The sequence below is a fragment of the Sphingopyxis sp. BE259 genome (assembly GCF_031457495.1).
In the GTDB taxonomy this organism is placed as follows: domain Bacteria; phylum Pseudomonadota; class Alphaproteobacteria; order Sphingomonadales; family Sphingomonadaceae; genus Sphingopyxis.
In genome coordinates this window covers 20017-41506 of record NZ_JAVDWM010000001.1, presented here as the reverse complement: position 1 = coordinate 41506, position 21490 = coordinate 20017, and the positions used below count along the sequence as shown (strand labels likewise).

General features: G+C 65.6%; 18 protein-coding genes. 6 read left to right on the top strand and 12 right to left on the bottom strand.

Annotated elements, in window-relative coordinates:
• Positions 1-2 precede the first annotated feature (2 nt).
• The 7 genes from J2X44_RS00200 to J2X44_RS00170 form a co-directional block, all read right to left on the bottom strand.
• Positions 3-692 (bottom strand): nitroreductase family protein, encoded by a 690-nt coding sequence (locus J2X44_RS00200; protein WP_310087204.1) that lies wholly within the window; start codon positions 690-692, stop codon positions 3-5.
• The gene (locus tag J2X44_RS00195) at positions 679-1548 is read right to left on the bottom strand and encodes an RDD family protein (RefSeq protein WP_310087202.1); all 870 of its coding nucleotides are present in this window, start codon (positions 1546-1548) and stop codon (positions 679-681) included. The genes J2X44_RS00200 and J2X44_RS00195 overlap by 14 nt, the downstream gene beginning before the upstream one ends.
• Complete coding sequence (locus J2X44_RS00190) at positions 1545-2585, bottom strand: stage II sporulation protein M (protein WP_310087201.1); 1041 nt, start codon at positions 2583-2585, stop codon at positions 1545-1547. Before J2X44_RS00190 ends, J2X44_RS00195 begins: the two co-directional genes overlap by 4 nt.
• Positions 2582-3910 (bottom strand): DUF58 domain-containing protein, encoded by a 1329-nt coding sequence (locus J2X44_RS00185; protein ID WP_310087199.1) that lies wholly within the window; start codon positions 3908-3910, stop codon positions 2582-2584. Before J2X44_RS00185 ends, J2X44_RS00190 begins: the two co-directional genes overlap by 4 nt.
• Positions 3907-4776, bottom strand: a complete 870-nt coding sequence (locus J2X44_RS00180) for an AAA family ATPase (protein WP_405053383.1) — start codon at positions 4774-4776, stop codon at positions 3907-3909. Before J2X44_RS00180 ends, J2X44_RS00185 begins: the two co-directional genes overlap by 4 nt.
• Before the next feature lie 85 nt (positions 4777-4861).
• Complete coding sequence (locus J2X44_RS00175; RefSeq protein ID WP_310087197.1) at positions 4862-6100, bottom strand: DUF4350 domain-containing protein; 1239 nt, start codon at positions 6098-6100, stop codon at positions 4862-4864.
• Complete coding sequence (locus J2X44_RS00170) at positions 6097-6792, bottom strand: DUF4129 domain-containing protein (RefSeq protein WP_310087195.1); 696 nt, start codon at positions 6790-6792, stop codon at positions 6097-6099. Before J2X44_RS00170 ends, J2X44_RS00175 begins: the two co-directional genes overlap by 4 nt.
• Before the next feature lie 180 nt (positions 6793-6972).
• Between J2X44_RS00170 and J2X44_RS00165 the strand changes: the two genes are divergently transcribed.
• Both J2X44_RS00165 and J2X44_RS00160 read left to right on the top strand, forming a co-directional pair.
• Entirely contained in the window at positions 6973-9174 is a 2202-nt protein-coding gene (locus tag J2X44_RS00165; protein WP_405053329.1) for a dehydrogenase E1 component subunit alpha/beta, read from the top strand.
• On the top strand, positions 9171-10220 hold the full coding sequence (locus J2X44_RS00160) for an ACP S-malonyltransferase (RefSeq protein WP_310087192.1): 1050 nt from the start codon (positions 9171-9173) through the stop codon (positions 10218-10220). Before J2X44_RS00165 ends, J2X44_RS00160 begins: the two co-directional genes overlap by 4 nt.
• A 187-nt stretch (positions 10221-10407) precedes the next feature.
• Here J2X44_RS00160 and J2X44_RS00155 read toward each other — a convergent pair whose 3' ends face one another.
• Positions 10408-11238, bottom strand: coding sequence for a LuxR C-terminal-related transcriptional regulator (locus J2X44_RS00155; RefSeq protein ID WP_310087189.1), 831 nt, complete (start codon positions 11236-11238; stop codon positions 10408-10410).
• 51 nt (positions 11239-11289) lie between these two features.
• Here J2X44_RS00155 and J2X44_RS00150 point away from each other — a divergent pair, with 51 nt between their 5' ends.
• A complete protein-coding gene (locus J2X44_RS00150; protein WP_310087187.1) occupies positions 11290-11937 on the top strand; it encodes a hypothetical protein in 648 nt (215 codons plus the stop codon).
• A 28-nt stretch (positions 11938-11965) separates the two neighbouring features.
• Here J2X44_RS00150 and J2X44_RS00145 read toward each other — a convergent pair whose 3' ends face one another.
• From J2X44_RS00145 to J2X44_RS00135, 3 genes are read right to left on the bottom strand one after another with little or no spacing between them, the layout of a single operon-like run.
• Positions 11966-13036: a putative sulfate exporter family transporter gene (locus J2X44_RS00145; RefSeq protein ID WP_310087186.1), complete on the bottom strand. Its 1071-nt coding sequence runs from the start codon at positions 13034-13036 to the stop codon at positions 11966-11968.
• Positions 13029-13634 carry a 3,4-dihydroxy-2-butanone-4-phosphate synthase gene (locus J2X44_RS00140; RefSeq protein ID WP_310087184.1) on the bottom strand — a complete coding sequence of 202 codons (606 nt, stop codon included), beginning with the start codon at positions 13632-13634 and terminating at the stop codon, positions 13029-13031. Before J2X44_RS00140 ends, J2X44_RS00145 begins: the two co-directional genes overlap by 8 nt.
• Positions 13631-14185 (bottom strand): NAD(P)H-dependent oxidoreductase, encoded by a 555-nt coding sequence (locus tag J2X44_RS00135; RefSeq protein ID WP_310087182.1) that lies wholly within the window; start codon positions 14183-14185, stop codon positions 13631-13633. The genes J2X44_RS00140 and J2X44_RS00135 overlap by 4 nt, the downstream gene beginning before the upstream one ends.
• 178 nt (positions 14186-14363) lie before the next feature.
• Between J2X44_RS00135 and J2X44_RS00130 the strand changes: the two genes are divergently transcribed.
• Positions 14364-15623: an MFS transporter gene (locus J2X44_RS00130; protein ID WP_310087179.1), complete on the top strand. Its 1260-nt coding sequence runs from the start codon at positions 14364-14366 to the stop codon at positions 15621-15623.
• 304 nt (positions 15624-15927) lie between these two features.
• Here the strand turns inward: J2X44_RS00130 and J2X44_RS00125 are convergent, their stop codons facing one another.
• Positions 15928-18240, bottom strand: a complete 2313-nt coding sequence (locus tag J2X44_RS00125; RefSeq protein WP_310087177.1) for a TonB-dependent receptor — start codon at positions 18238-18240, stop codon at positions 15928-15930.
• Between the two features lie 203 nt (positions 18241-18443).
• Between J2X44_RS00125 and J2X44_RS00120 the strand changes: the two genes are divergently transcribed.
• Entirely contained in the window at positions 18444-20465 is a 2022-nt protein-coding gene (locus J2X44_RS00120) for an alpha-glucosidase (protein ID WP_310087175.1), read from the top strand.
• Complete coding sequence (locus J2X44_RS00115; RefSeq protein WP_310087170.1) at positions 20465-21478, top strand: LacI family DNA-binding transcriptional regulator; 1014 nt, start codon at positions 20465-20467, stop codon at positions 21476-21478. The genes J2X44_RS00120 and J2X44_RS00115 overlap by 1 nt, the downstream gene beginning before the upstream one ends.
• Positions 21479-21490 lie beyond the last annotated feature (12 nt).

Here is a 21490-nt window from a genome sequence, read left to right as displayed (position 1 = left end):
CCTCAAAATCCCTGCCAATCAATCACGTCATCCAGCGATACGCGCGGCACTGGCCACTGGTTCACCGAAGCACCCTCGTCAGCATAGCCGATCGCCAGCCCGGTAAACAAAATCTGGTCGTCGCCCAGCGCCAGCGCCTGCCGCACTGTCGCCCCATACATCGCCCAGCATTCCTGCGGGCAACTGGCCAGACCGGCCTCGACGAGTAGCAGCATCACCGATTGCAGCCACATGCCCATGTCCGACCATTGCGGCGGCCCCATGATGCGCGAGCAGTGGAGGAAAAGCATCACCGGTGCGCCGAAACCCCGGTAATTCTCCACGAACTGAGCCAGCCGCCCCGCCTTGTCCTCGCGCGGGATGCCGAGCGCCGCATAAAGCCCCTCGCCGACCCCGAAGCGCCGCGCTTCCCACGGGTCGGTCAGCCCCTTGGGATAAATATCATATTCGGGCTGATAGCCTTCGCGCCCCATCGCCAGCCGCGCCGCGACCGCGTCCTTGACCGCCGCCCAGCGATCGCCGGTGACCACCACCGCTTGCCACGGCTGAAGATTGCCGCCCGACGGCGCGCGCTGCGCCGCGGCGAAAATGTCGCGGAGCAGCGCCTCATCGACCGCCTGATCGGTGAATTTGCGGATCGATCGTCGCTGGTGCAGGGCGGCGGTTACGGAAAGCGGGTCAGTCACTGGCATATTTATCCTCGCGCCGTTTGCCGAACAGCAATTTGCGTTCGAGCCGGGATTTGAGCTGGCGATAGTAGCTGAGCAGGAAGACGTCATCCTCTTCGGCGACCGGGCGGCCGATCTTGCCGCGGATCGCGTCGGCGACCTCGCGCATCGCGCGCGGGTCGCGGCCGCGCAATACCCGTTCGAGCTCCTGTAATTCGAAAATGCCGTAGACCGCCAGTTCGGTCTCGCTGAACATCATCGCATCGCCCGCTGCATCGACGGCAATGTCGGCGTCCAGCTTGGCGCGCCGCGCCATCACCACCCAGGTGCCGGCGATCAGGTCGCCCATCCGCATCCGGTCGCGATTGAACAGCAGGAACAGGCTGAGCGTCAGCGACCACGCCACCCCGGCGACGATGGTCCAGGTCGACGCCATATCTTCGGCGGCGCTGACGCCCAGCATCATCAGAGGCAGGAACAGCTCCAGCTCGCGGATCAGGTTGCGCGCGACCACCGCATCAGCGGTCAGGCGGCCACCGTCGCGCGCCACGACGCGAATACCCATCAACCGCTTGCCCGGCGTCGCGGCGCGTGAACCCAGCTCGAAACCGATGAACCAGAAGGTCCGCAGGATGAAAAAGCCGAGCATCCAGATAATCGTACTGATGTCGTCGCCCGCCCCCGGCGCAAACCAGGCAACGAGCAGCGTGAACAGGATAAGCGCGATCAGGATGATGCCCAGATCGATCATCAGGGCGCCGAACCGTAGCCCCGAACTCGCGATTTTCAACTCCAGATCGACCCCCTCCGGGGTGATGAACTGGCGGATTTTCTTGGCATCGGATGCATGGCGCCGGGCATTGCTGGCGGCGGCGGTCATGCGACATCCTCGCGCCGCGGAATGTAATAATAGGCGATCCACGCGAGCAGCATTAGCGACCCGATCGCATAGCGCAGCATCGTATCGGTAATCAGCTGGCGCCCGAATCCTTCGAGCAGCCCCGCCGCGAACAGCATCAAAATGACCCCGACCATCACTTTGCCCGCGGTCCGCCCGGCATCGGCGGCAGCCTGCAACCGGCCCTTGGCGCCGGGAAAGACGACTGCGGTCCCGATTCTAAGGCCCGCGGCCCCCGATAGCGCCGCCGCGAACAGCTCGGTGGTGCCGTGGATGAACAGCCAGCCGCCGAAATCGAAACCCAGCCCTTTGCCTGCGAACACCGCGATCATCGCCCCCAGCCCGATGCCCTGATAATATTCGAGCATCATCGTCGGGACGCCAAAGGCAAAGCCCAGCGCAAAGGACAGGATCGACACCCGGCTGTTGTGGGTGAAGAGATAGGTCGCAAAGACGTGGAGGCCGCTTTCGCTGTTGCCCGCCGCCGCCTTGCCATGTCCCAGCGTCGATTGCAGAAATTCCTTTGTCGCGCGCGGATCGCGCCCGCCCGCCATCTCCTCGTCGACGAAATTGAAATACCATTCGGGGTTGCTGGCGACGAGCGAATAGCTGGTCAGCGCCCCCAACAAGATGACCAGCGCGATGATGATCGTCTCTTTCCACACCGACCGCACCGCCGCAGGCCAGTCGTAGAGGAAGAAGCGGCGCAGACGGTTGAGCCGCGTCTCGCGCACGCCGTAAACCAGGAAATAGCCGCGGATCGAGAGCGCCTCGAGATGATCGAGCAGCGCCTTGTCGAGGCTGGTCGCCCGCGCGATCGACAGCGACGACAGCGTAGCCCGATAGAGCAAAGGCAGTTGCAGCAGTTCGTCGCTGGTCAGCGCCTTGGCGCCCTTTTTTTCCAGCGTCGTCAGCAACAGGTCGAACGCGATCCAGTCGGCCTCGCGTTCGGCGCGAAAGCGGCTGGTCGAAAAACTCGGCGCGTCGAGCGCGCGCATGGTGGGAGTGGCCGCGATCATAAGGTGCCCGCCCGCTTGATGCCCAGATAGGCCTCGACCGCGCTGGCGCCCATCGCGTCGGCGGGCACTTCAACGACATCGGCGCCCAGCCGCTGGAGCCGCGCGATCACCAGCTGGCGGTCGCGCAGCATCGCCGCGGCGACGTTCGACCGGGTGACGTCGGCGCCGGTTTCGGGGCGGCGGCGCTCCTCACTCTCGACCTCTTCGTCCTTGATGACGACGAACAGCAGCCGGTGTTTCTTCACCAGCCGTCCGGCGGCGCGGATCATCAGGTCGGCGCTTGTTGCATCGGTGAATTCCGTGAACAGGATGATCAGCGAACGGCGGCTGAGCTGCGCCGACAAGGTGGTGAGGGCGAGGATGAAATTGCTTTCGACATGAGCATAGTCGATCAGGCTCGCGGCGCGCTGCAACGCCGGGAAATCCTGGGTGTGCATATAGGCGGGAGTCAGCGCCTGCGGCTTGGCCGCGAAGGAAAACAGGCTGATCCGGTCGTTCAGCTTCAGCCCGACATAGGCAAGCAGCAGCGCCGCCGATACGGCGCGGTCGACACGCGGCATCCCGCCGACCGGCTCGGCCATCGTCCGTCCGCTGTCGATCGCCAGCACCACGCGGTTGTCGCGCTCGACGCGATATTCCTTGGCCAGCAATTTGACGTGGCGCGCCGACGCGTTCCAGTCGATCGCGCGCCGGTCCATCCCCGGCTGATATTCGGCCAGCGCCTCGAACTCGGTGCCTTCGCCGCGCAACCGTTGCTGGCGTAGCCCGAACCAGCTGTCGCGCTGGAACAACCGGCTGCCTTCCTCGGTCACCGCGCGCAGGCTGGGGACGACGCTGATCGTGCCGCCGATCGCAAACTTGCGCTGCTTCCAGACCAGACCGAGCGGCCCGGCCCAGCGGATCCACAGCGCCTCGACCAGCGCCTGACCGCGCCGCGACGCAGTGAGCGAAAGCGTGCGGGCCAGCGTGTGAGGGGCGCCGCTGTCGACCGCGACGGCGCGCATGTCGCCCGCCAGCCGTCCGCCCTCGGCGAGCCGATCGTCGAGCGCGAGCGCCAGTTCGGCGCGCGGCGGCACCGCGCCGCCGCTGGCAGCAAGCGAGAGGCCGAAGGCGTCGCCGACCCCGACCTGGTCCGGAAAACGGGCGTCGAGACTGAGGTGGCGCGGATTGGCGCCGGCAATCGCGTCGAGGATCAGGCAGGCGGCGATGACGCCGATCCAGCCGGGCGCGACAAGCCACAGCTCGGGCCGCACCAGCCCCAGCGCGAGCGCCATCGGCGCGCCGAGCAGCAGCAGATAGATCGCTCGCCGGGTTGGGTAGATCACCGCGGCACTTCCTCGCGATCGAGCAGTGCGGCGACGACCTGTTCGACGTTGCGGCCTTCGATCTCGGCGGCCGCCGACAGGATGACGCGGTGGCGCAGCACGCCCGATGCCAGCCGCTGGATGTCATCGGGGATCACATAGTCGCGCCCGTCGAGGGCCGCCGCGGCGCAGGCAGCGCGCGCCAGCAGCGTCGCGGCGCGGGGGCTGGCGCCGCATTCCAGATCGGCGCTCTCGCGCGTCGCGCGGACCAGGCGGACGATATAATCGACGATCTCGTCGGCCAGCCGGACGGTCGCGATGGCGTCGATCGCTTCGCCGATCGTCTTGGCGTCGGCGACCTGCGTCACGCCGAAATCGGCGACCGCGGGGCTTTTGAAGCGCCCGCCATGGTCGGCGACGATGCGCCGTTCCTCGTCGGCGGCAGGGTAATCGACGACCAGTTTGAACAGGAAGCGGTCGAGCTGCGCTTCGGGCAGCGGATAGACGCCCTGCTGTTCGATCGGGTTCTGCGTCGCCAGCACGGTAAAGCGCGGGCTCATCACATGCGCCTCGCCGTTGATCGTCACCCGCCGCTCCTGCATCGCTTCCAGCAGCGCGGCCTGCGTCTTCGGCGGGGTGCGGTTGATTTCGTCGGCGAGCAGCAGTTCGGTAAAGATCGGCCCCTTGGTCAGGGTGAAGCTCGACGTCTGGAAATTGAACAGGTTCGATCCCAAAATGTCGCCGGGCATCAGATCGGGGGTGAACTGGATGCGCCCGAAATCCAGCCCGGTGGCGCGGGCAAAGGCCTGCGCCAGTAAGGTCTTGGCCGTCCCCGGCGGGCCTTCGAGCAGGACATGGCCGCCCGCGAGCAGCGCGATCGTCACCATGCGGGTCAGCGGTCCCTGCCCGAACACGACCTTGGCGACCTCGGCCTCGATCGCGGCGCCGAGCGCCTGAACGCTCGCGATGTCATTATTGGCTGTCACGCAGTAGATCCTTCCTGATGTCGTGCAGCGCCTGTGCGTCTGCCAAAAATTCGTGGGTGTTGCGTGCGAGCGGCAGCCGCCGCGCGAGCGCCGAAAACAATTCGCTGCCGCCGCGCAGATGCTTGTCGATCCAGCGGTCGGTCGCCGCCTCGTCGAGCCCGCCGGGCGCGTGCAGCCGCCGCGCGATCGCGCTGCGCTGGCTGCGGACATAGGCGTCGGCGCCGTCGAGTTCGCGCCGCGCCTGCTTGATCAGGTCGGCGCTGTTGGCGATCAATGCCGCCTTCGACACCGCAATCGCGCGCGCCGGTTTCAGCGCCGGACCAAAGCGCATCCACGCCTGCCACAAGGCGAGCAGCCCGGCGGCGATCAGGCACAGGGTGATCCCGATGAACGGCGGCACAAAGGCAAAGCGCAGCAGCGAACGCTGACTGCCGAAGCCGTTTAGTGTCAGGTCGAAAGCGAGCCCGTCGGCGTCGGCATCCTCGGCCACCGCATCAACCAGCATCGCCGCGGCGCGCGCGCTGTCGCGGCTCGCAAAGGCCAGATTGTTGACGAAATCCGGGTCGGACAGGATGTAGACGTCGTCGCGCGTCCGCTTGGCGAGCAGCGTGCCGCCGTGCGGGAAGCCGATCATCGTGTCAAAGCCGTCGGACATCATCACCTGCGCGCGGAGCCCGCGCAGCGGCAGCGCAATATTGCGTCCCCCGACAAACCCCGTCGCCGTGGCGCCGCGCGCATGTGGCTCGCTGACGATTTTGTCGATCGAACCGACGGTCGCCGGCAACAGCTTGGGCGACGGGCTGATGGGCGCAGCATTTCCCGACCAGCCCGCCTTTTCCGGATGCCGTCCGGTCTGCCATTTTGGCAGCACGATCAGGATCGGGCCGCCGCGATTCCCCTTGATCAACCGTGCCAGATCGTCGGGCTTGGTGTTGTGCGTCGGGGTCAGCACCAGCAACTCGCGCCAGTCATCGTCATATTCGGGCGCCTCTTCGCTGCGCCGCAGGTCAACCAGCGCGTCGCTGCGTTCGAGCAGATCGACGATCCCGGCATAGCCGGGCGCCGCTTTCGACAGCGCGTGGCCGCCGCCGTCATTGCCGCTGCTAAGCTGGGGTCCGAGCGCGATCAGCGCCCAGAGTGCGATAAATGCGACGATGCCGATGGCGACGACGCCTGCGACCAGCCGCGGATTGAAACCGCCGTCGCTTGCCGCGTTCCCGCTCATGTGCGCGCCCAATTCTTCGGCACGGTCAGTTCGGCATAGGCGGCGCGGCACTGGTCCCACGCCCCGGCGTCGATCGAGCGGCCGCCGAACAGGCTGATTTCGACCGCGCGCGCGATGCGGCTGAACGCGCCCTGCGCCGCCACCGGCAGGTCGCGCGCCTCGGCCAGGTCGCGCGACGTCATCGCGGGTTTGACCAGTCCGGGACGGCGGCCCTCGATGTCCTCAACGCTGCGATAGAGCAGCAGATGCACCGCTTCGCCAAAGCGTCCCGCCGCGGCCAACGCGTCGGCCTCGGCGAGCAGCGCGCGCGCCGCCCCCGCTTCGGCCAGCCCGATGTCGTCCGCCGCATCATCATCGCCCGCCTTGCGCCGAAACGGCAGATTGTCGACCCAGCGCGCAAAGGCGGGCACGAAATGATAGAGCAGGAACAGCGCCACCAGCGCGACAAACAGCCATAGCAGCGGCTTGGCAGCCGGCGCGCTCCACCGAAAAAAGCTCGCGATCGCGTCGAACAGCGATGCCAGCCATTCGGGCGGCGGGCTCGGCAGTTCGGGGGGCGGAAAGCCGGTCTGGATCTCGCCGCCGGCGATCGTCTGGCTATAGGCCGGATCGACCAGCTCGGGATCGACCAGCCACCCCCGGTCGGACGTGTCGGCGGCTGCCGACGCCTGAGCGATCCACAGCGATATCATGTTGAAATATTGGTTCCGCCCCGGTCGCTCATCAGCACCGTTGGTAGCGCGAGGCGGCGCGCCAAGGCAAGAGATGCTTGCGTACCGGTCTGCCCCGTTATAGCGCGCGGACGCACGGGTCCGATGGTCGCGCGGGTAACCAGCCGCCACACTTAGGCAGGGCCGAAGGGGAGGATGTCGGTGGACGCGGCGCAGGCAGTACATGAAAAATTCCTCGCCGCGCTGGCGAATAACAAGCTGCCCGACCGCGGCGACGCGCCCGATCCCGCCGCGATCGGACTGTCGCGCGCCGACGCCACCGATATTTTCCTGTCGCAGCTGACCAGCCGCCAGATGGACCGGCTGTCGCGCACGCTGCAAGCGCGCGGCGAGGGGTTTTATACGATCGGATCGTCGGGGCACGAGGGCAATGCCGCGGTCGCCGCGGCGCTGCGCGTCACCGACATGGCGTTTCTCCACTATCGCTCGAACGCCTTCCAGTTGCACCGCGCGCGGCAGGTGCCGGGGCAGACCCCGACTTGGGACATGCTGCTCAGCTTTGCCGCGTCGAGCGAAGACCCGATCTCGGGCGGACGACACAAGGTGATCGGGTCGAAACCGCTCAATATTCCGCCGCAGACCTCGACCATCGCCTCGCACCTGCCGAAGGCGGTCGGCGCTGCCTTTTCGATCGGCATCGCGCGCCGGCTGGGCATGACCGGGCTGCCGCTGCCCGACGATGCGGTCGTGCTGACCAGCTTCGGCGACGCCTCGGCGAATCATTCCACCGCGCAGGGCGCGTTCAACACCGCGGGCTGGGCAGCGTTCCAAGGGTCGCCGATGCCGCTGATTTTCCTCTGCGAAGACAATGGTATCGGCATCTCGACGCGCACCCCGACGGGCTGGATCGAGGCGCAATTCCGCCACCGCGCCGGGCTGCATTATATTCAGTGCGACGGCAGCGACCTTGTCTCGGCCTATGCCGGCGCGTGCGAAGCGGCCGACTATGCGCGGCGGTTCCGCAAACCGGTGTTCCTCCACATGGCGACGGTAAGGCTTTATGGCCATGCCGGGTCCGACGTGCAGGGCGCCTATCTGCCCAAGGCGCTGATCGAGGCCGACGAGGCGCGCGACCCCTTGCTCGCCGGCGCGGCGCTGATGGCCCAGCAAGGCTGGATGACCCCCGCCGAGATCGCCGATGCCTATGAGGACATCGGCGCCACGCTGGCACGGCAAGCCGAGGCGGCAATCCTGCGCCCCAAGATAACCACCCCCGCGCATGTCATGCAAAGCATCGTCCCGCCCAGGCGCGAGCTTGCCCGCGCCAACACCCCGTCGGACGAGGATCGCCGCACGATGTTCGGCAGCGACGCGGGCGCGATGGACAAGCCGCAGCATATGGCGCGGCTCCTCAGTTGGGCGCTTGCCGACTTGATGCTCGCGCACAAGGAGATAGTCGTCGCGGGCGAGGATGTCGGCCCCAAGGGCGGCGTCTATAACGTCACCGCAAAGCTGCATCAGCGTTTCGGATCGGCGCGCGTCGTCAACACGCTGCTCGACGAACAGGCGATCCTCGGGCTCGCAATCGGTATGGCGCACAACGGCTTCCTGCCGATGCCTGAAATCCAGTTCCTCGCCTATGTCCACAATGCCGAGGACCAGATTCGCGGCGAGGCAGCGACGCTCAGCTTCTTCTCGGACGGGCAATATACCAACCCGATGGTGCTGCGCATCGCGGGGCTTGGGTACCAAAAGGGTTTCGGCGGTCATTTCCATAATGACAACAGCCTGGCGGTCTTCCGCGATATTCCGGGCGTCATCCTCGCGGTGCCTTCGAACGGGCACGATGCGGTCGCAATGCTGCGCGAATGCGTAAGGCTGGCGCGCGAGGAGCAGCGGGTGGTCGTCTTTGTCGAACCGATCGCGCTCTACATGACCCGCGACCTCAATGAGGAAGGCGATGGCCTGTGGACCAGTGTCTATGAGACGCCGGGCGAGGGTGCGCCGATCGCCTTCGGCGATGTCGGCGTGCACGGCGACGGGAGCGACCTCGCGATCGTGACCTATGGCAATGGCTATTACCTCTCTCGCCAGGCCGAAAAACTCCTCGCGGCCGATGGCGTCAAGGCGCGCGTGATCGACCTGCGCTGGCTCGGCCCGGTTGACGAGGACAAGTTGGTGGCGGCGGTCGGGGACGCCAAGCGCATCCTGATCGTCGACGAATGCCGCATCACGGGTTCGCAGAGCGAGGCGCTGATGGCGCTGTTCGTCGAGCGCACGCCGGACAAGAAGGTGGCGCGTCTTGCCGCCGACGACAGCTTCATCCCGCTGGGCAAGGCCGCGACGCTGACCCTGCCCAGCCGCGACAGCATCGTTGCCGCGGCGCAGGAGCTCTTGGCATGAGCGCCCGCAAAACTGCGCTCGTCGTCGCTCCGGGGCGCGGCACCTATGGCAAGAACGAGCTCGGCAGCATCGCGCGGCTTCATGGCGCGCGCTTCGCGGACCTCATTGCCAATTTCGATACCCAGCGCCGTGAACGCGGCCAGCCGACGGTGACCGAACTTGACGGTGCCGACCGCTTCAGCGTCGCGACGCATATGCGCGGCGATGTCGCGGCGCCGCTGATCTACACCGCGACCGCGCTCGATTTTCTCAGCATCGACCGCGACGCCTATGACATCGTCGGCGTCGCGGGCAATTCGATGGGGTGGTACAGCGCGCTGGCGCTCGGCGGTGCGGTGTCGGTCGAGGATGGTTTCCGCATCAGCAACGCGATGGGGCTTAACAGCCAGACGCACGGCCCCGGCGGCCAGATTTTGCTGCAAGTCGTCGATGAGGATTGGCGCCCCGTTCCCGGCCTTCGCGAGCAGCTCCTCAACCTCGCCGCTGCCATCGCGTCGCGCCCCGACAACGCCCTCGCGCTGTCGATCGACCTCGCCGGGATGCTCGTCTTCGCGGGCAATGAGGCGGGCCTCGCCGCGCTGCTCGCCGAAGCGCCGTCGATCCCCGGCCGCGATCCGCTGCGCCTCGCGGGGCATGGCCCGTTCCACACCCCGCTGATGTTCGGCAGCTCAGACAAGGCAAAGGCCGAATTGCCGCCCGCGCTGTTCGGCGCGCCGACGCTGCCGATGGTCGATGGCCGCGGCCATATCTGGCGCCGTTTCGCGTCAGACCCGGCCGCCGTGTGGGATTATACCTTCGGCGACCAGATCCTCGCGCCTTATGACTTTGCGCTATCCGTGCAGGTCGCGGTCAGGGAATTTGCCCCCGACGTCATCATCCTGCCCGGCCCCGGCGACACGCTGGGCGGCGCGATCGCGCAGGCGCTGATCGGCATCGGCTGGCAGGGGATCGCCAGCAAGGCCGATTTCGCGGCGCGACAGGCGACCGATCCGGTCGTGCTCGCGATGGGCCGCGCCGATCAGCGCGCGATGGTCGTTGGGGCGTAAAGGCGGCCACGGATAGAACCGGCAGAGGAAGGAACATCCTCTGCCGGCCCTGTCGGTTGCGCGGGGTCAGGTGGGGTTGACCCGTTGCGGATGAACGGCAGCGCCCATGGGGACCAACACAAGGGCGGGGCGCCGTTCATCGTCCTTATAGACGGCATGGCGCGACCTTGGCCGCGCGGTCGGTGGATCATGCGCCATAATGGACCGGATTGCCTGCCGCGCCGCGCGCCTGTTCGGCGGTAAACTGCAACCGCAGCAGTTCGGCGACATTGCTCGCCCCGGCGCGCCGCATGATGTTGGCGCGGTGCACCTCGACCGTCCGCGGGCTCAAATCCAGTTGCCGCGCGATCGCCTTGTTCCCCAGCCCCGCCGCGATCGCCTCCAATATGTCGCGCTCACGCGGGGTCAGCGCCGCCAGCCGCGCCGCGGCGTCGCGGCGCTTGCGCTGCGCCGCGCGCTGCGCCGTCCAGTCCCCCAGTTGGGCATCGATGGCGCGGCAAACAACGCGCGGATCGAGCGGCGCGGGCAGCAGATCGCGCGCACCGCCGCGCAGGATCGCGCGCGATTCGGCGATGCTCAGCTGTTCGGCGACGACAAAGGCGGCGATGTCGTCACGCGCGGCGATCCTGTCGAGCAGCGCCGCGCCGTCGATCCGGCCCGGTTGGTACCAGCGAAAGACCAGAATCGCGCCGCCGCTATCGCCATCAGCATCCAGCCATGCATCGCCGTTGGCAAAGCTGCGCACGATGCGGTTCCCGTCCCCCGACAGCGCGCGAAAACAGGCGGTGCGCTCGGTCGGGTCGGGCAGGACAAGGTGGATATGGGCCGCGAAATCGCTCACACGTCCCGTCTGGCGCGACCGCGCGACCGCGAACAGCGCGGATCGCGCGGCATCGGCGCCGATGCGGATCGAGTTGAAATGAACCGGTGCGCGGGCCGCGATTGCCCAGCGCTGGGGAGTTCGCGACGATTGGCGCGTGGCCGTACCGATACATCCGCGGCCGCCAGCGCTTTTCATTTCGCGTTCAACGTCATAGCCTTGTCTGAAATATGAAGGAGTATCGCGACCATGCGCCCCACGCTTGCCGCCCTGACGCTGATTACCCTTGCCGCGTGCGGCGCACCCGGTGGCGCGGCGGCGGCCGACGACGACGAAATGGTGCCTGTCGCCGCCACTGTGTCGGCTGCGCCAACGGCTCCTGCGCCAACCGCTCCGGACGAAACCGACGCGATCATGCTCGCCGCGGCCGGTTCGGCGTGCAAAGCGGAAGACTATAAGGCCTTTTTCGATGCGATGATCGCGTCGGTGGCGGTGCGCCGGACCTATTCGGCGGCGAAGATCGACGTCGTCCGTTACGATGCGGCGCGAACGCCCTACACCGCGATCGAAACGAAAAAGATCGCGGCGTCCGACTACAGCGACTTTCCGATCAAGATGGTGGATCATTATCGCCAAAGCGTCGTTCCGGCGCGCCCCGGTGACACCGACGAGCATGTCATCCTGCAATTCAACCAGAGCCAGAGCAACCAGATTTCGGTCGAGTGGACGCGCGTCCATTATGACGGGAAATCGGAAGGCGGCGACGATCTGGGCCAAGCTGTCGATCTGGACGGTCAACCCTATGACGCTGGTGGCCGGGTTGATGGCCAGCTCTTGCTCTATCCGACCGAAACCTGCTGGCAACTCGTCGCCGACAATCGCTATGAGCGGCCGTAAATTGTCATAGGCTCCGCCAACACTGAGGTCAGAGGTATCGCCACGCAAAACCGAATGCGGCGAACAGCGAGACCAGGGTCGCGACCAGGATCGGGATAAGCCCCCGCCAACCGTCCGACAGCAAGGTGTCGAGCCGGGACCGCATCGCCGTCGCGATGACCGCAAACAACAGCAGCGCTTTCGACGCCAACAGGCCATAATCCTTGAGCCATGCGGGCAGTGGGAAAAGCGATCCGGCCAAGACCACCGCCAAAAAGGCCCAGATGAACCATGGCATCCCCAGCGGTTCGAAACGCCGCCGCACCGCTTGATCTGAGCGGCCGACGATCAGCGCCAGCACCGCCACCACCGGCGCCAGCAAAGCCACCCGGGTGAGCTTGACGATCGCCGCCACTTCGCCGGCCCCCGCCGAATAATTGTATCCCGCGCCCAGCGACTGGGCGACGTCGTGAATGGCGGCGCCCATCAGAAATCCGGCCTGGCGGTCGGTGAAGTGAAATTGCGCTGCGAGCACGGGATAAAAGGACATTGCAATGGCACTGGCGAGCGAAATCCCAACCAAGGTAAAGGTAAAGCGGTGCTGGTCCAGCCGCTCGCGCCCGATCACGGCGTAGATCGCCAAGGCCGCCGATGCGCCGCAGATCGCGGTCGCGCCGCCCGCCAGCAGGCCGACGAAGCGGCTGTCGCCGCTCAGCCGCGCCCCGACCAGACCAGCGGCAAGGACCAGCGCTACGATCACGATCAAGGCGACAAAGCTGGCGACTCCCAGCGTGGCGATTTGCGCCGCCGTCACCTGCGTGCCGAGCAGCACAATCCCCCACCGCAGTCCCGCCGTGCCGCACAGGTCCATGCCGGGATGCAGGCGCGGATTGGCGGCCAGAAAATTGAGTGCGAGTCCGATCAGCAAACCGGCCAGAATGATCGGCATGGCATAATGGTCGGACAGCCACGCCGCCGCCGCCGCTGCGATGGCGATGACGCAAAGGCCGGGAAGCCACAATTTGACCGACGATCGTGCCGCGCGGGACGTCGCGTCGGCGAGCCAGATTTCGCCGTAAAGGTCGGCGCCGACCCGCGCCGTCCGACGCTTGCTATCCAACGAGCAGATTGCCGATGTCGACGATCGGCGTGTCATGCTCGGTGGCGAAACCTTCCATGTCGGCGCGGCGCGCCATCGTGCCGTCGTCGCGCATGATCGCGCACAGCACGACGCCTTCCCCCAGATCGAAACGATCGCATAGCGCGATCCCCGCCTCGAGCGTCGAGCGTCGGGCGGCAAGGCCCTCCGGATTCGCGATCAGCGGAAAGACATGGCCGGGTTTGACCAGATCGGCGGCGCGCGCATCGGGCGCCATGGCGACCGCGATGGTGTGCGCGCGATCATGCGCCGAAATTCCGGTTTCGACACCATGTCGTGCTTCGATCGACACCCCGAACGGTCGCCCGCTGTCGCCGCCTTCGCCGCTGTTTTGTGGTGTGATCCCCAATTTCCACGCCCGCGGCTGGGTCAGTCCCAGGCAGATCAGGCCGCGGCCATGGCGCGCCATGAAATTGATCGCCTGCGGTGTCACCCGGCTTGCCGCCATCGCAAAGTCGAGGTCGCCATCGCGCAGCGCGTCGCCCGCCAATATGATCAGCCCGCCGTCCGCCAGATGCTGGCCAATGGCGTCCAGCGCGCTGTCGCCGAAGGCGTTCATGACAGGATGCCCGCCGCTCCGACGACCTGTTTGCCGACCAATTCCAGCTGCATCCGCGCCCCGACGTCCAGGATTTCGCCCAGGTCGTCAAAGGTTTCAGGGGTCGTGCGGATCGCGGCGCCGATCGGTGTCGGCCACCCGCGCAGAGCATGAGTGATGCTGCGTAGGGTCAGCAAGGTGCTCATCGCGGCCTGATGGCCGAACGCGGTCGCGATCAGACCGACCGGGCGACCGTGGAAATAGGGGCGCGCGTCGGTCGATAGATCCTCGAAATAGTCGAGGGCGTTTTTGACCAGCCCTGAAATGCTGCCGTGATAGCCGGGCGAGGCGATGATCAAACCGTCGGCATCGCGGACGGCGGCGACCATTTCGGCACCCGCCTGGTCATTGTGGCCCGGGCCGCGGTAATAGGGCAGGGCGCTCATATAGGCGCCATCAAACCGGGTGATCGCAGCGCCCTCCGCTGCGGCGGCGCGGCAGCAGATCTCCAGTATCTTTTCGGTCGATGACCCGGGACGCGGCGTGCCGCCAAGCGCAACGATCGATCTCATGGTCCGGGCTCCTGCTTTCGTCGGTAACGCGCCAACGCGGACGGCAAAGCGGCTTGCCTTATGTCTCACGGTGTCATACGATTCTCTAGGCCTTTGAAATGGCGCAACGCAAGCCTTAATTGGGCTAGAACGGTCGACGCGCAGCCCATAGCGTGCGGCCCTGAGAGGGAGGGCCGACATGGCTGACACTAGCGTATCGAGAACCGACGCAGCACAGCGTGCCATTCGTATCGGCCTGATCGCACTGATCTTTTTCGGCACTGCGCTCAATTATCTCGACCGCCAGGTGCTCGCGCTGCTCAAGCCGATGTTGCAGGCCGACTTCCAGTGGAGCGACCAGGATTTCGCGCATTTTGGCTCGTCGTTCCAGATTGCGGCGGCATTTTCGCTGCTCGGCGTCGGCTGGTTCATCGACCGGGTCGGGGTCCGCTGGGGCTATGGCCTTGCCGTCGGTATCTGGAGTCTGGCGGGGATGGCCCATGCGCTGGCGGCCAGCGTCCAGCAATTTGTCGCGGCACGCGTTGCGCTGGCGGTGGCGGAATCGGTCAACACCCCCGCGGCGATCAAGGCGGCGGCAACCTATCTGCCGGTCAAGGAACGTTCGGTCGGGCTTGGCGTGATCAACAGCGCGTCGAACATTGGGGCGATTCTGGCGCCGCTGGCGGTCCCGGTGCTGGCCTTGGCGCTCGGCTGGCAGGCGGCGTTCCTGATCACCGGCGCGCTGGGCTTTGTCTGGCTGTTCTTCTGGTGGCTCGGCACCGCCAAGCTGCGCCCGGTGGGCACGCCAACGACGGCGGATGCGGCGCAGGAGCGCGCCGATCCGTGGCGCAAGCTGATAAAGGACCGGCGCACCCTGGCGGTCATCGGAGCCAAGACGCTGACCGATCTGGTGTGGTGGTTCATCCTGTTCTGGGCCCCCGATTTCTTTGCCCGCCAATTCTCGCTGGGGCAGGCGGAGATCGGTTATCCGACCGCGATCGTCTATGTCATGGCGGCGGCCGGCGCGCTGTCGAGCGGCTTCCTGTTTCCGGCGCTGCTCAGCCGCGGCCTCAGCGAGAACCGGGCGCGCAAATCGTCGATGTTCTTTTATGCGCTGCTCATCCTGCCGCTGCCGCTGGCGCTGATGGCGCCGAACCAGTGGATCGCGGCCCTGGTGATCGGCCTTGGACTGTTCGCGCATCAGGGCTTTTCGACCAACATTTTCGGCATGACCGCCGACATCGTCCCGGCGCGTCAGGTCGGCAGCGTGATCGCGATGGGGGCGCTGGCGGGCAATCTGTCGGGCGCGGCGATGCTGGAATTCACCGGTTGGGCGCTCGATACCGGGCTTGGCTATGCGCCGATGTTCCTGATGTCGGCGAGTGCCTATCTGCTGGCGCTGGGCTGGATCCATCTGATGCAGCCGCGGCTGGTGGTGGTGAACAGCGAGGAGGGTTAACGCCTCCGGCTGATGACGGGGCAATTAAGGGTGACCTTATCGGCAATTGTCCCCTTGAGCCAAATAGGCGACCATTCCGCGGCGAAAGCCGGGGCCCAAGGCGTTGGCAAGCGGACGCCGGTTTCTGACGCTCTGGGCCACCGGCTTTCGCCGGGGAACAGATACGTGATCGAAGGGATAGCTGCCAACCTTAAGCTGGTATCGTCATGGCTTCGCTTCGCGTGGTTTGGCCATCACACATAAAAAAGGGGGCGCCGCGGTTTGTGACCACGGCGCCCCTTTTATGTTGGCCGACCTTGCGTGGTCAGCGGATCTTGGCGCTTAGGCTGACCCCGAAATAGCGGTCGGCGTCGCGCGGGATCTGATAGCGTTGGCCATTGCCGACGTTCAGCAACGCGTAGCTTTTGTCGCCGATGTTGCGGGCATGGAACGTCAGGCGGTACAGTTCTTCGGCGTCGCTGAACCCGACCGACGCATTCCAGATGCCATAGCTGTCCAGCGGCCCGCCTTCGCCCAGGTCCGAAAATTGCTTGCCGGTGTAGCTGTAGCTGGTCCCGGCGAAGAATTTCAGCGCGCTGCCGATCGGGGTTTCATAATCGGCGCCGACGTTCCAGCTCCACTTCGGAGCCAGCGGCAAGCGCGTCCCGTCGCGCGCGTCGGGGGCGTTGGTCAGCGGATTGGGGTTGAAGCGGCGTACCTTGGCATCGGCATAGGCGACGCTGCCGCGCAGGGTCAGCCCATCGACCGGCGCGATGATCGTATCGACTTCGAAGCCCTTGGTCCGCACCGTCCCGGCGTTGGTCAGGTTGGTGATGATCTGGCCGTTCAAGAGGACGAAGTTGTTCGCCTGAAACCCGTCATAGGTCGCCTGGAACAACGCGGCGTTGAACTGGATACGGCGATCCCAGAACTGCGATTTCACGCCCACTTCATAGGCGTCGGACGATTCTTCGTCGATCGGCACCGCGTTGGTCGGCGCGGTGTAGTTGAAGAAGATATTGAACGCCGGCCCCTTATAGCCGCGGGTAAAACTGCCATAGAATAACAGGTCGTCACTCGGTTCGAACTGGATCGACGCCTTGCCCGAGATATTGTTGTTCTGGGTGCTGCCGCTCGAGGTGTTGAGCCCCGTGCCGCCGCCCGCGATGGTGCCGCCCGCCGGGCTGCCCGACACGCCCGGCCCCGACAGGGGCAGGCCTGTGGCGGCGTTGACCCCGGGCGCGCGGGTGTGGGTGTAGCTCAGCGTGTCGCGCGTCCAGCGCAGCCCGCCGGTCAGGCTGAGCTGCTCGGTCAGGCGATAGGTTGCCTGGCCGAACACCGCGAAATTGTTGCTGTTGACGTCGCTGAACGACGTCGCGGTCGGATATGTGGTGTTGACCGGGTCATTAAGGTTGCACGGCCGCGCCCCGCTGGATGCCAGCGGCAGGGTCGATGATGCGCAAACGATGTCGCGGCGGGTGAAATCCTGTTGGTTGTTCGAATGCCAGATGAAGGTGCCGACCTGATAGAAAAACGGCATCGCCTGATCCGACGACAGGCGGATTTCCGCCGACATCTGGTCGGTTTTGACAAAGCCATTGTCGTGCAGTTCGTTGGTCCCGACGATCGCGCGCGGCAGGAAATCGCCCTCGCGGATTTCGGTGTTCTGCCAGTTGCGATAGCCCAGGATGACGCTCAGCACATGCTCGCCGGGGACGTCGAGGTCGAGGCTGCCGGTCAGGCTCCACTGCTTGTCGCGGGTGCGGGTGATCAGATTGTGATTGACCGTGCGCTGGTCGGTGCCAAGCGCGACCGGAAAGCCCAGCTCGGCATCGAGCACGGCGCCGCGGCTAACCCCGGTGACGTCGGCGCAGCAATCGTCGTTGGCCTTGAAATAATCGGCGATGAAGCGCAGCCGGGCGCCGTCGCCATCATAATCCAGGATGCCGCGCGCGCCATAATGTTCATAGCCGTTGACGTCGGTGTCGAAAAAGACGTTGCGGATATTGCCGTCATAGCTGCCGTAAAAACCGGTGACGCGCGCCGACAGGTCGGGCGCGAGCGGGCCCGACACCGATCCCTTGATGCGATATTCGCTGCCTTCATAATATTCGCCGCGCAAATCGGCTTCGAGTGTGTCGGTGCCGCCTTTCGACACGATGTTGACGAGGCCGGCCGACGCATTCTTGCCGAACAGCGTCCCCTGCGGCCCGCGCAGCACCTCGATCCGGTCGATGTCGAGCAGATCGCTGAACGCCTGTCCCGACCGACTCAGCACGACGCCGTCGACAACGGTGGACACACTGGGTTCGGCCGCGACCGAAAAGGTGATGGTGCCGACGCCGCGCATGATGATCGCACTGTTGGCGCTGGTCGTGCCCTTGCGGAAGGTGACCGAAGGAACCAGATCGCCGATATTCTCGAGGCTGCTGGTGCCGCTCTGGATCAGCCGATCGCCGGTGACGGCGGTGATCGAAATCGGCACATCCTGCACATTTTCCTCGACTTTTTGTGCCGTTACGATGATTTCTTCGACCTGGGCCGCGGCGGGGGTTGCCACGCCGATCGCGAGCAGCGACGCCGATCCGGCGAGCCAGAATTTGCGCGCGCGGGTCGTGATTTCGGACTTGCGATTCATGTCATATCCCTCCCAATATCGGTGCCCGAGCGAATGTCGCGGGCGGCGGCCTGTTGGCCTTCAACCGCTGCTGAAATGAAATATGACGATTGATATGTCAAGCGGTGTCATATAGACAATGACCGTTGTAACGACGCGATATGGCCTTTTGTTTGGGACCTGTGGCGCGATGGCAACATGGTGATGGGGGATGGGAAGCGACCGTGAACGCGGAGTTTCGAGTACAGAAAGGCGGGTTCGACCTGGTCGCGGGCACGATGACCCTGCTGCGCCACCGCGCCGCCGACCCGGCGATTGCCGCCGCCATCGGTGACCCCGATGTCGTCATGGTGCGTGGCAATTTCCGGATGGACGATAGGTGCACCGATCTGGCGTCCCTGCCGATCGTCGATGTCTTGCCCGACCGGGTCGAACTGCGACCGCAGGCGGGGGCGGCGCCGGGCGTGACGCTCAGCCTTGTCCCGCTCGGCGAAGGCTTCGCGCTGGACGTCGAAAGCCACGATCCGGCCTGCAATCGCCTGGCCCTCGATCTGGCGGCGCTGCCGGATGAACATATTTGGGGCGGCGGCGAGCAGATGAGTTATCTGCGCCTGAATGGTCGCCGTTTTCCGATCTGGACCAGCGAACCCGGGGTGGGGCGTGACAAGGATCGCGAATTGACGCAGATCATGGACCGCGAGGGGATGGCGGGCGGCGATTATTGGACCACCAACTACCCCCAGCCAACCTTTCTGTCGTCGCACCATTATGCCTGCCATTTGACCAGCACCGCTCATGCGGTGCTCGATTTTACCGATCCGGCGGTGAACCGGATCGCATGGTGGGAAGGGCGCGGTCGGATCGAGTTCAGCTTTGCGAGCAGCTTGCCCGATCTGGTCGGCATCGTGTCGAGCCGCTTTGGCCGGCAACCGAAATTGCCCGATTGGGCGATGGAAGGCGCGATCATCGGTCTGAAGCAGGGGATCCAGAGTTTTGACCGGCTGCAACGCATTCGCGACGCGGGTGCGGTGGTTTCCGGGCTGTGGTGTGAGGATTGGGTCGGCATCCGCGAAACCAGCTTTGGCCGCCGCCTGTTCTGGGACTGGCGCTGGAGCGCGGCGCGCTACCCCGACCTCCCCGAACGGATCGCCAAGCTGCGCGCCGACGGCGTCCGTTTTCTGGGCTATGTGAACCCTTATCTGGCGATTGACGGCGGCATGTTCGCCGAGGCGCGCGATCTGGGACTGCTGGCGCTGCGGCTGGACTGCGACGAGGTCTATGTCGTCGATTTCGGCGAATTCGACTGCGGGATCGTCGATTTCACCAACCCCGCCGCCGCCGCCTGGTTTGCCGACCGGGTCATCGGGCGCGAGATGCTGGACATTGGCATGACGGGCTGGATGGCCGATTTCGGCGAATATCTGCCGACTGACCTGCGGCTTTACGACGGCAGCGATCCGATGCTGGCGCATAATCGCTGGCCGGTGCTGTGGGCCGAGGTCAACGCCCGCGCGATCGCCGCCAGGGGGCTCACCGGCGAGGCGCTGTTCTTCATGCGCGCCGGGCATAGTGGGGTGCAGGCACATTGTCCGTTGCTGTGGGCGGGCGACCAGTGCGTCGATTTTTCGCGCCACGACGGGATCGGCACAGTGATCACCGCGGCGCTGTCCGCGGGGCTGGTCGGCAACGCCTATAGCCACGGCGACGTCGGCGGCTACACGTCGCTCCACGGGTTGGTCCGCACCGCCGACCTGCTCAAGCGGTGGGCCGAACTGGGGGCATTTTCGCCGGTGATGCGGACGCATGAGGGCAACCGCCCCGACGACAATCTGCAAATCGACAGCAGTGACGACATTCTGCATCATTTCGCGGCGATGACGCGGGTCCACGCGGCGCTCGCCCCGTATATGCGGTCGCTGTGCGATGACGCCGCCGACCTGGGACTGCCCGTGCAACGCCCGTTGTTCCTGCATTACCCGACCGAAGCCTGCTACGCCTGCGAGGATCAGTATCTGCTCGGCGGCGATCTGCTGGTGGCCCCGATCCTTCACGAAGGTGCGGTTGACCGCGACGTCCTGATCCCCGCGGGCGAGACATGGATCGATGTATGGACCGGGGAGGCGATGGCCGCCGGATGGCACAACGTCGCCGCGCCCTTTGGTGCCCCGCCGGTCTTTTATCGCGCCGGTAGCGCCTTTACGTCGGTGTTCGAGTCGCTATCCGTGCAGCGGGGGGAGCTTGTTTGATGAGCCAGCGCAGCAATATCCGCGATGTGTCGGCGCGCGCCGGGGTGTCGGTCAAGACGGTCAGCCGGGTGCTCAACGACCATCCCTATGTCAGCCAGGATACCCGCAAAAAGGTCGAAGCCGCGATCCGCGATCTGGAATTTCGCCCCAGCGTTGCGGCGCGCATCCTGGCCGGGACCAAGTCGGCGCAGATTGCGCTGATCTATGACAACCACAGCCCCTATTACATCAACCAGATCCAGGCCGGGTGCTGGGCGCGCTGTCATCAGGACGGTATCCGCCTGCTTGGCCAGCCGGTCGATGTCGACGATCCCGACGTCGGCGATCAGGTGCGCGGACTGGTCAGCGAAACCCATGTCGACGGCATCATCCTGTCGTCGCCGGTGACCGATTGCGACCCGGTGCTGCGAACGCTGGAACAGCTTGGCATCCCCTTTGTCCGCATCTCGCCGGGCACCAACCACGCGATGACGTCGTCGGTGTTCATGGACGACGCGCAGGCGGCCGACGACATGACCACCCACCTCATCAACATGGGGCACCGCCGCATCGGCTTTATCAAGGGCCATCCCAATCATATGGCGTCGGACGAACGATTGTTCGGGTATCGCCGCGCCCTCGACCGCGCCGGGCTGCCTTTCGAACCGCAGATGATCGCCGACGGATTGTTCGATTTCGACAGTGGTTATGCGGCGTGCGAGCGGTTTTTGCTGATGCCGCACCGCCCCACCGCCATTTTTGCCGCAAACGACGATATGGCGGCCGGGGTACTGGCCGCGGCGCACCGTGCCGGGTTCGATCTGCCAAACGACCTGTCGGTGGCGGGGTTCGACGATACGACACTGGCGCGGATGGTGTGGCCTGCGCTGACCACGATCCGCCAGCCGGTGTTCGATCTGGCGCACACCGCCACCGACCTGCTGCTGACCGGCCAAAATCTTGTCCACCGCCGTCTGCAACACGACCTTGTCGAGCGCGATTCGGTCCGCGTGCGCGATCCTGCGACCCAATAAGGAATAGATTGG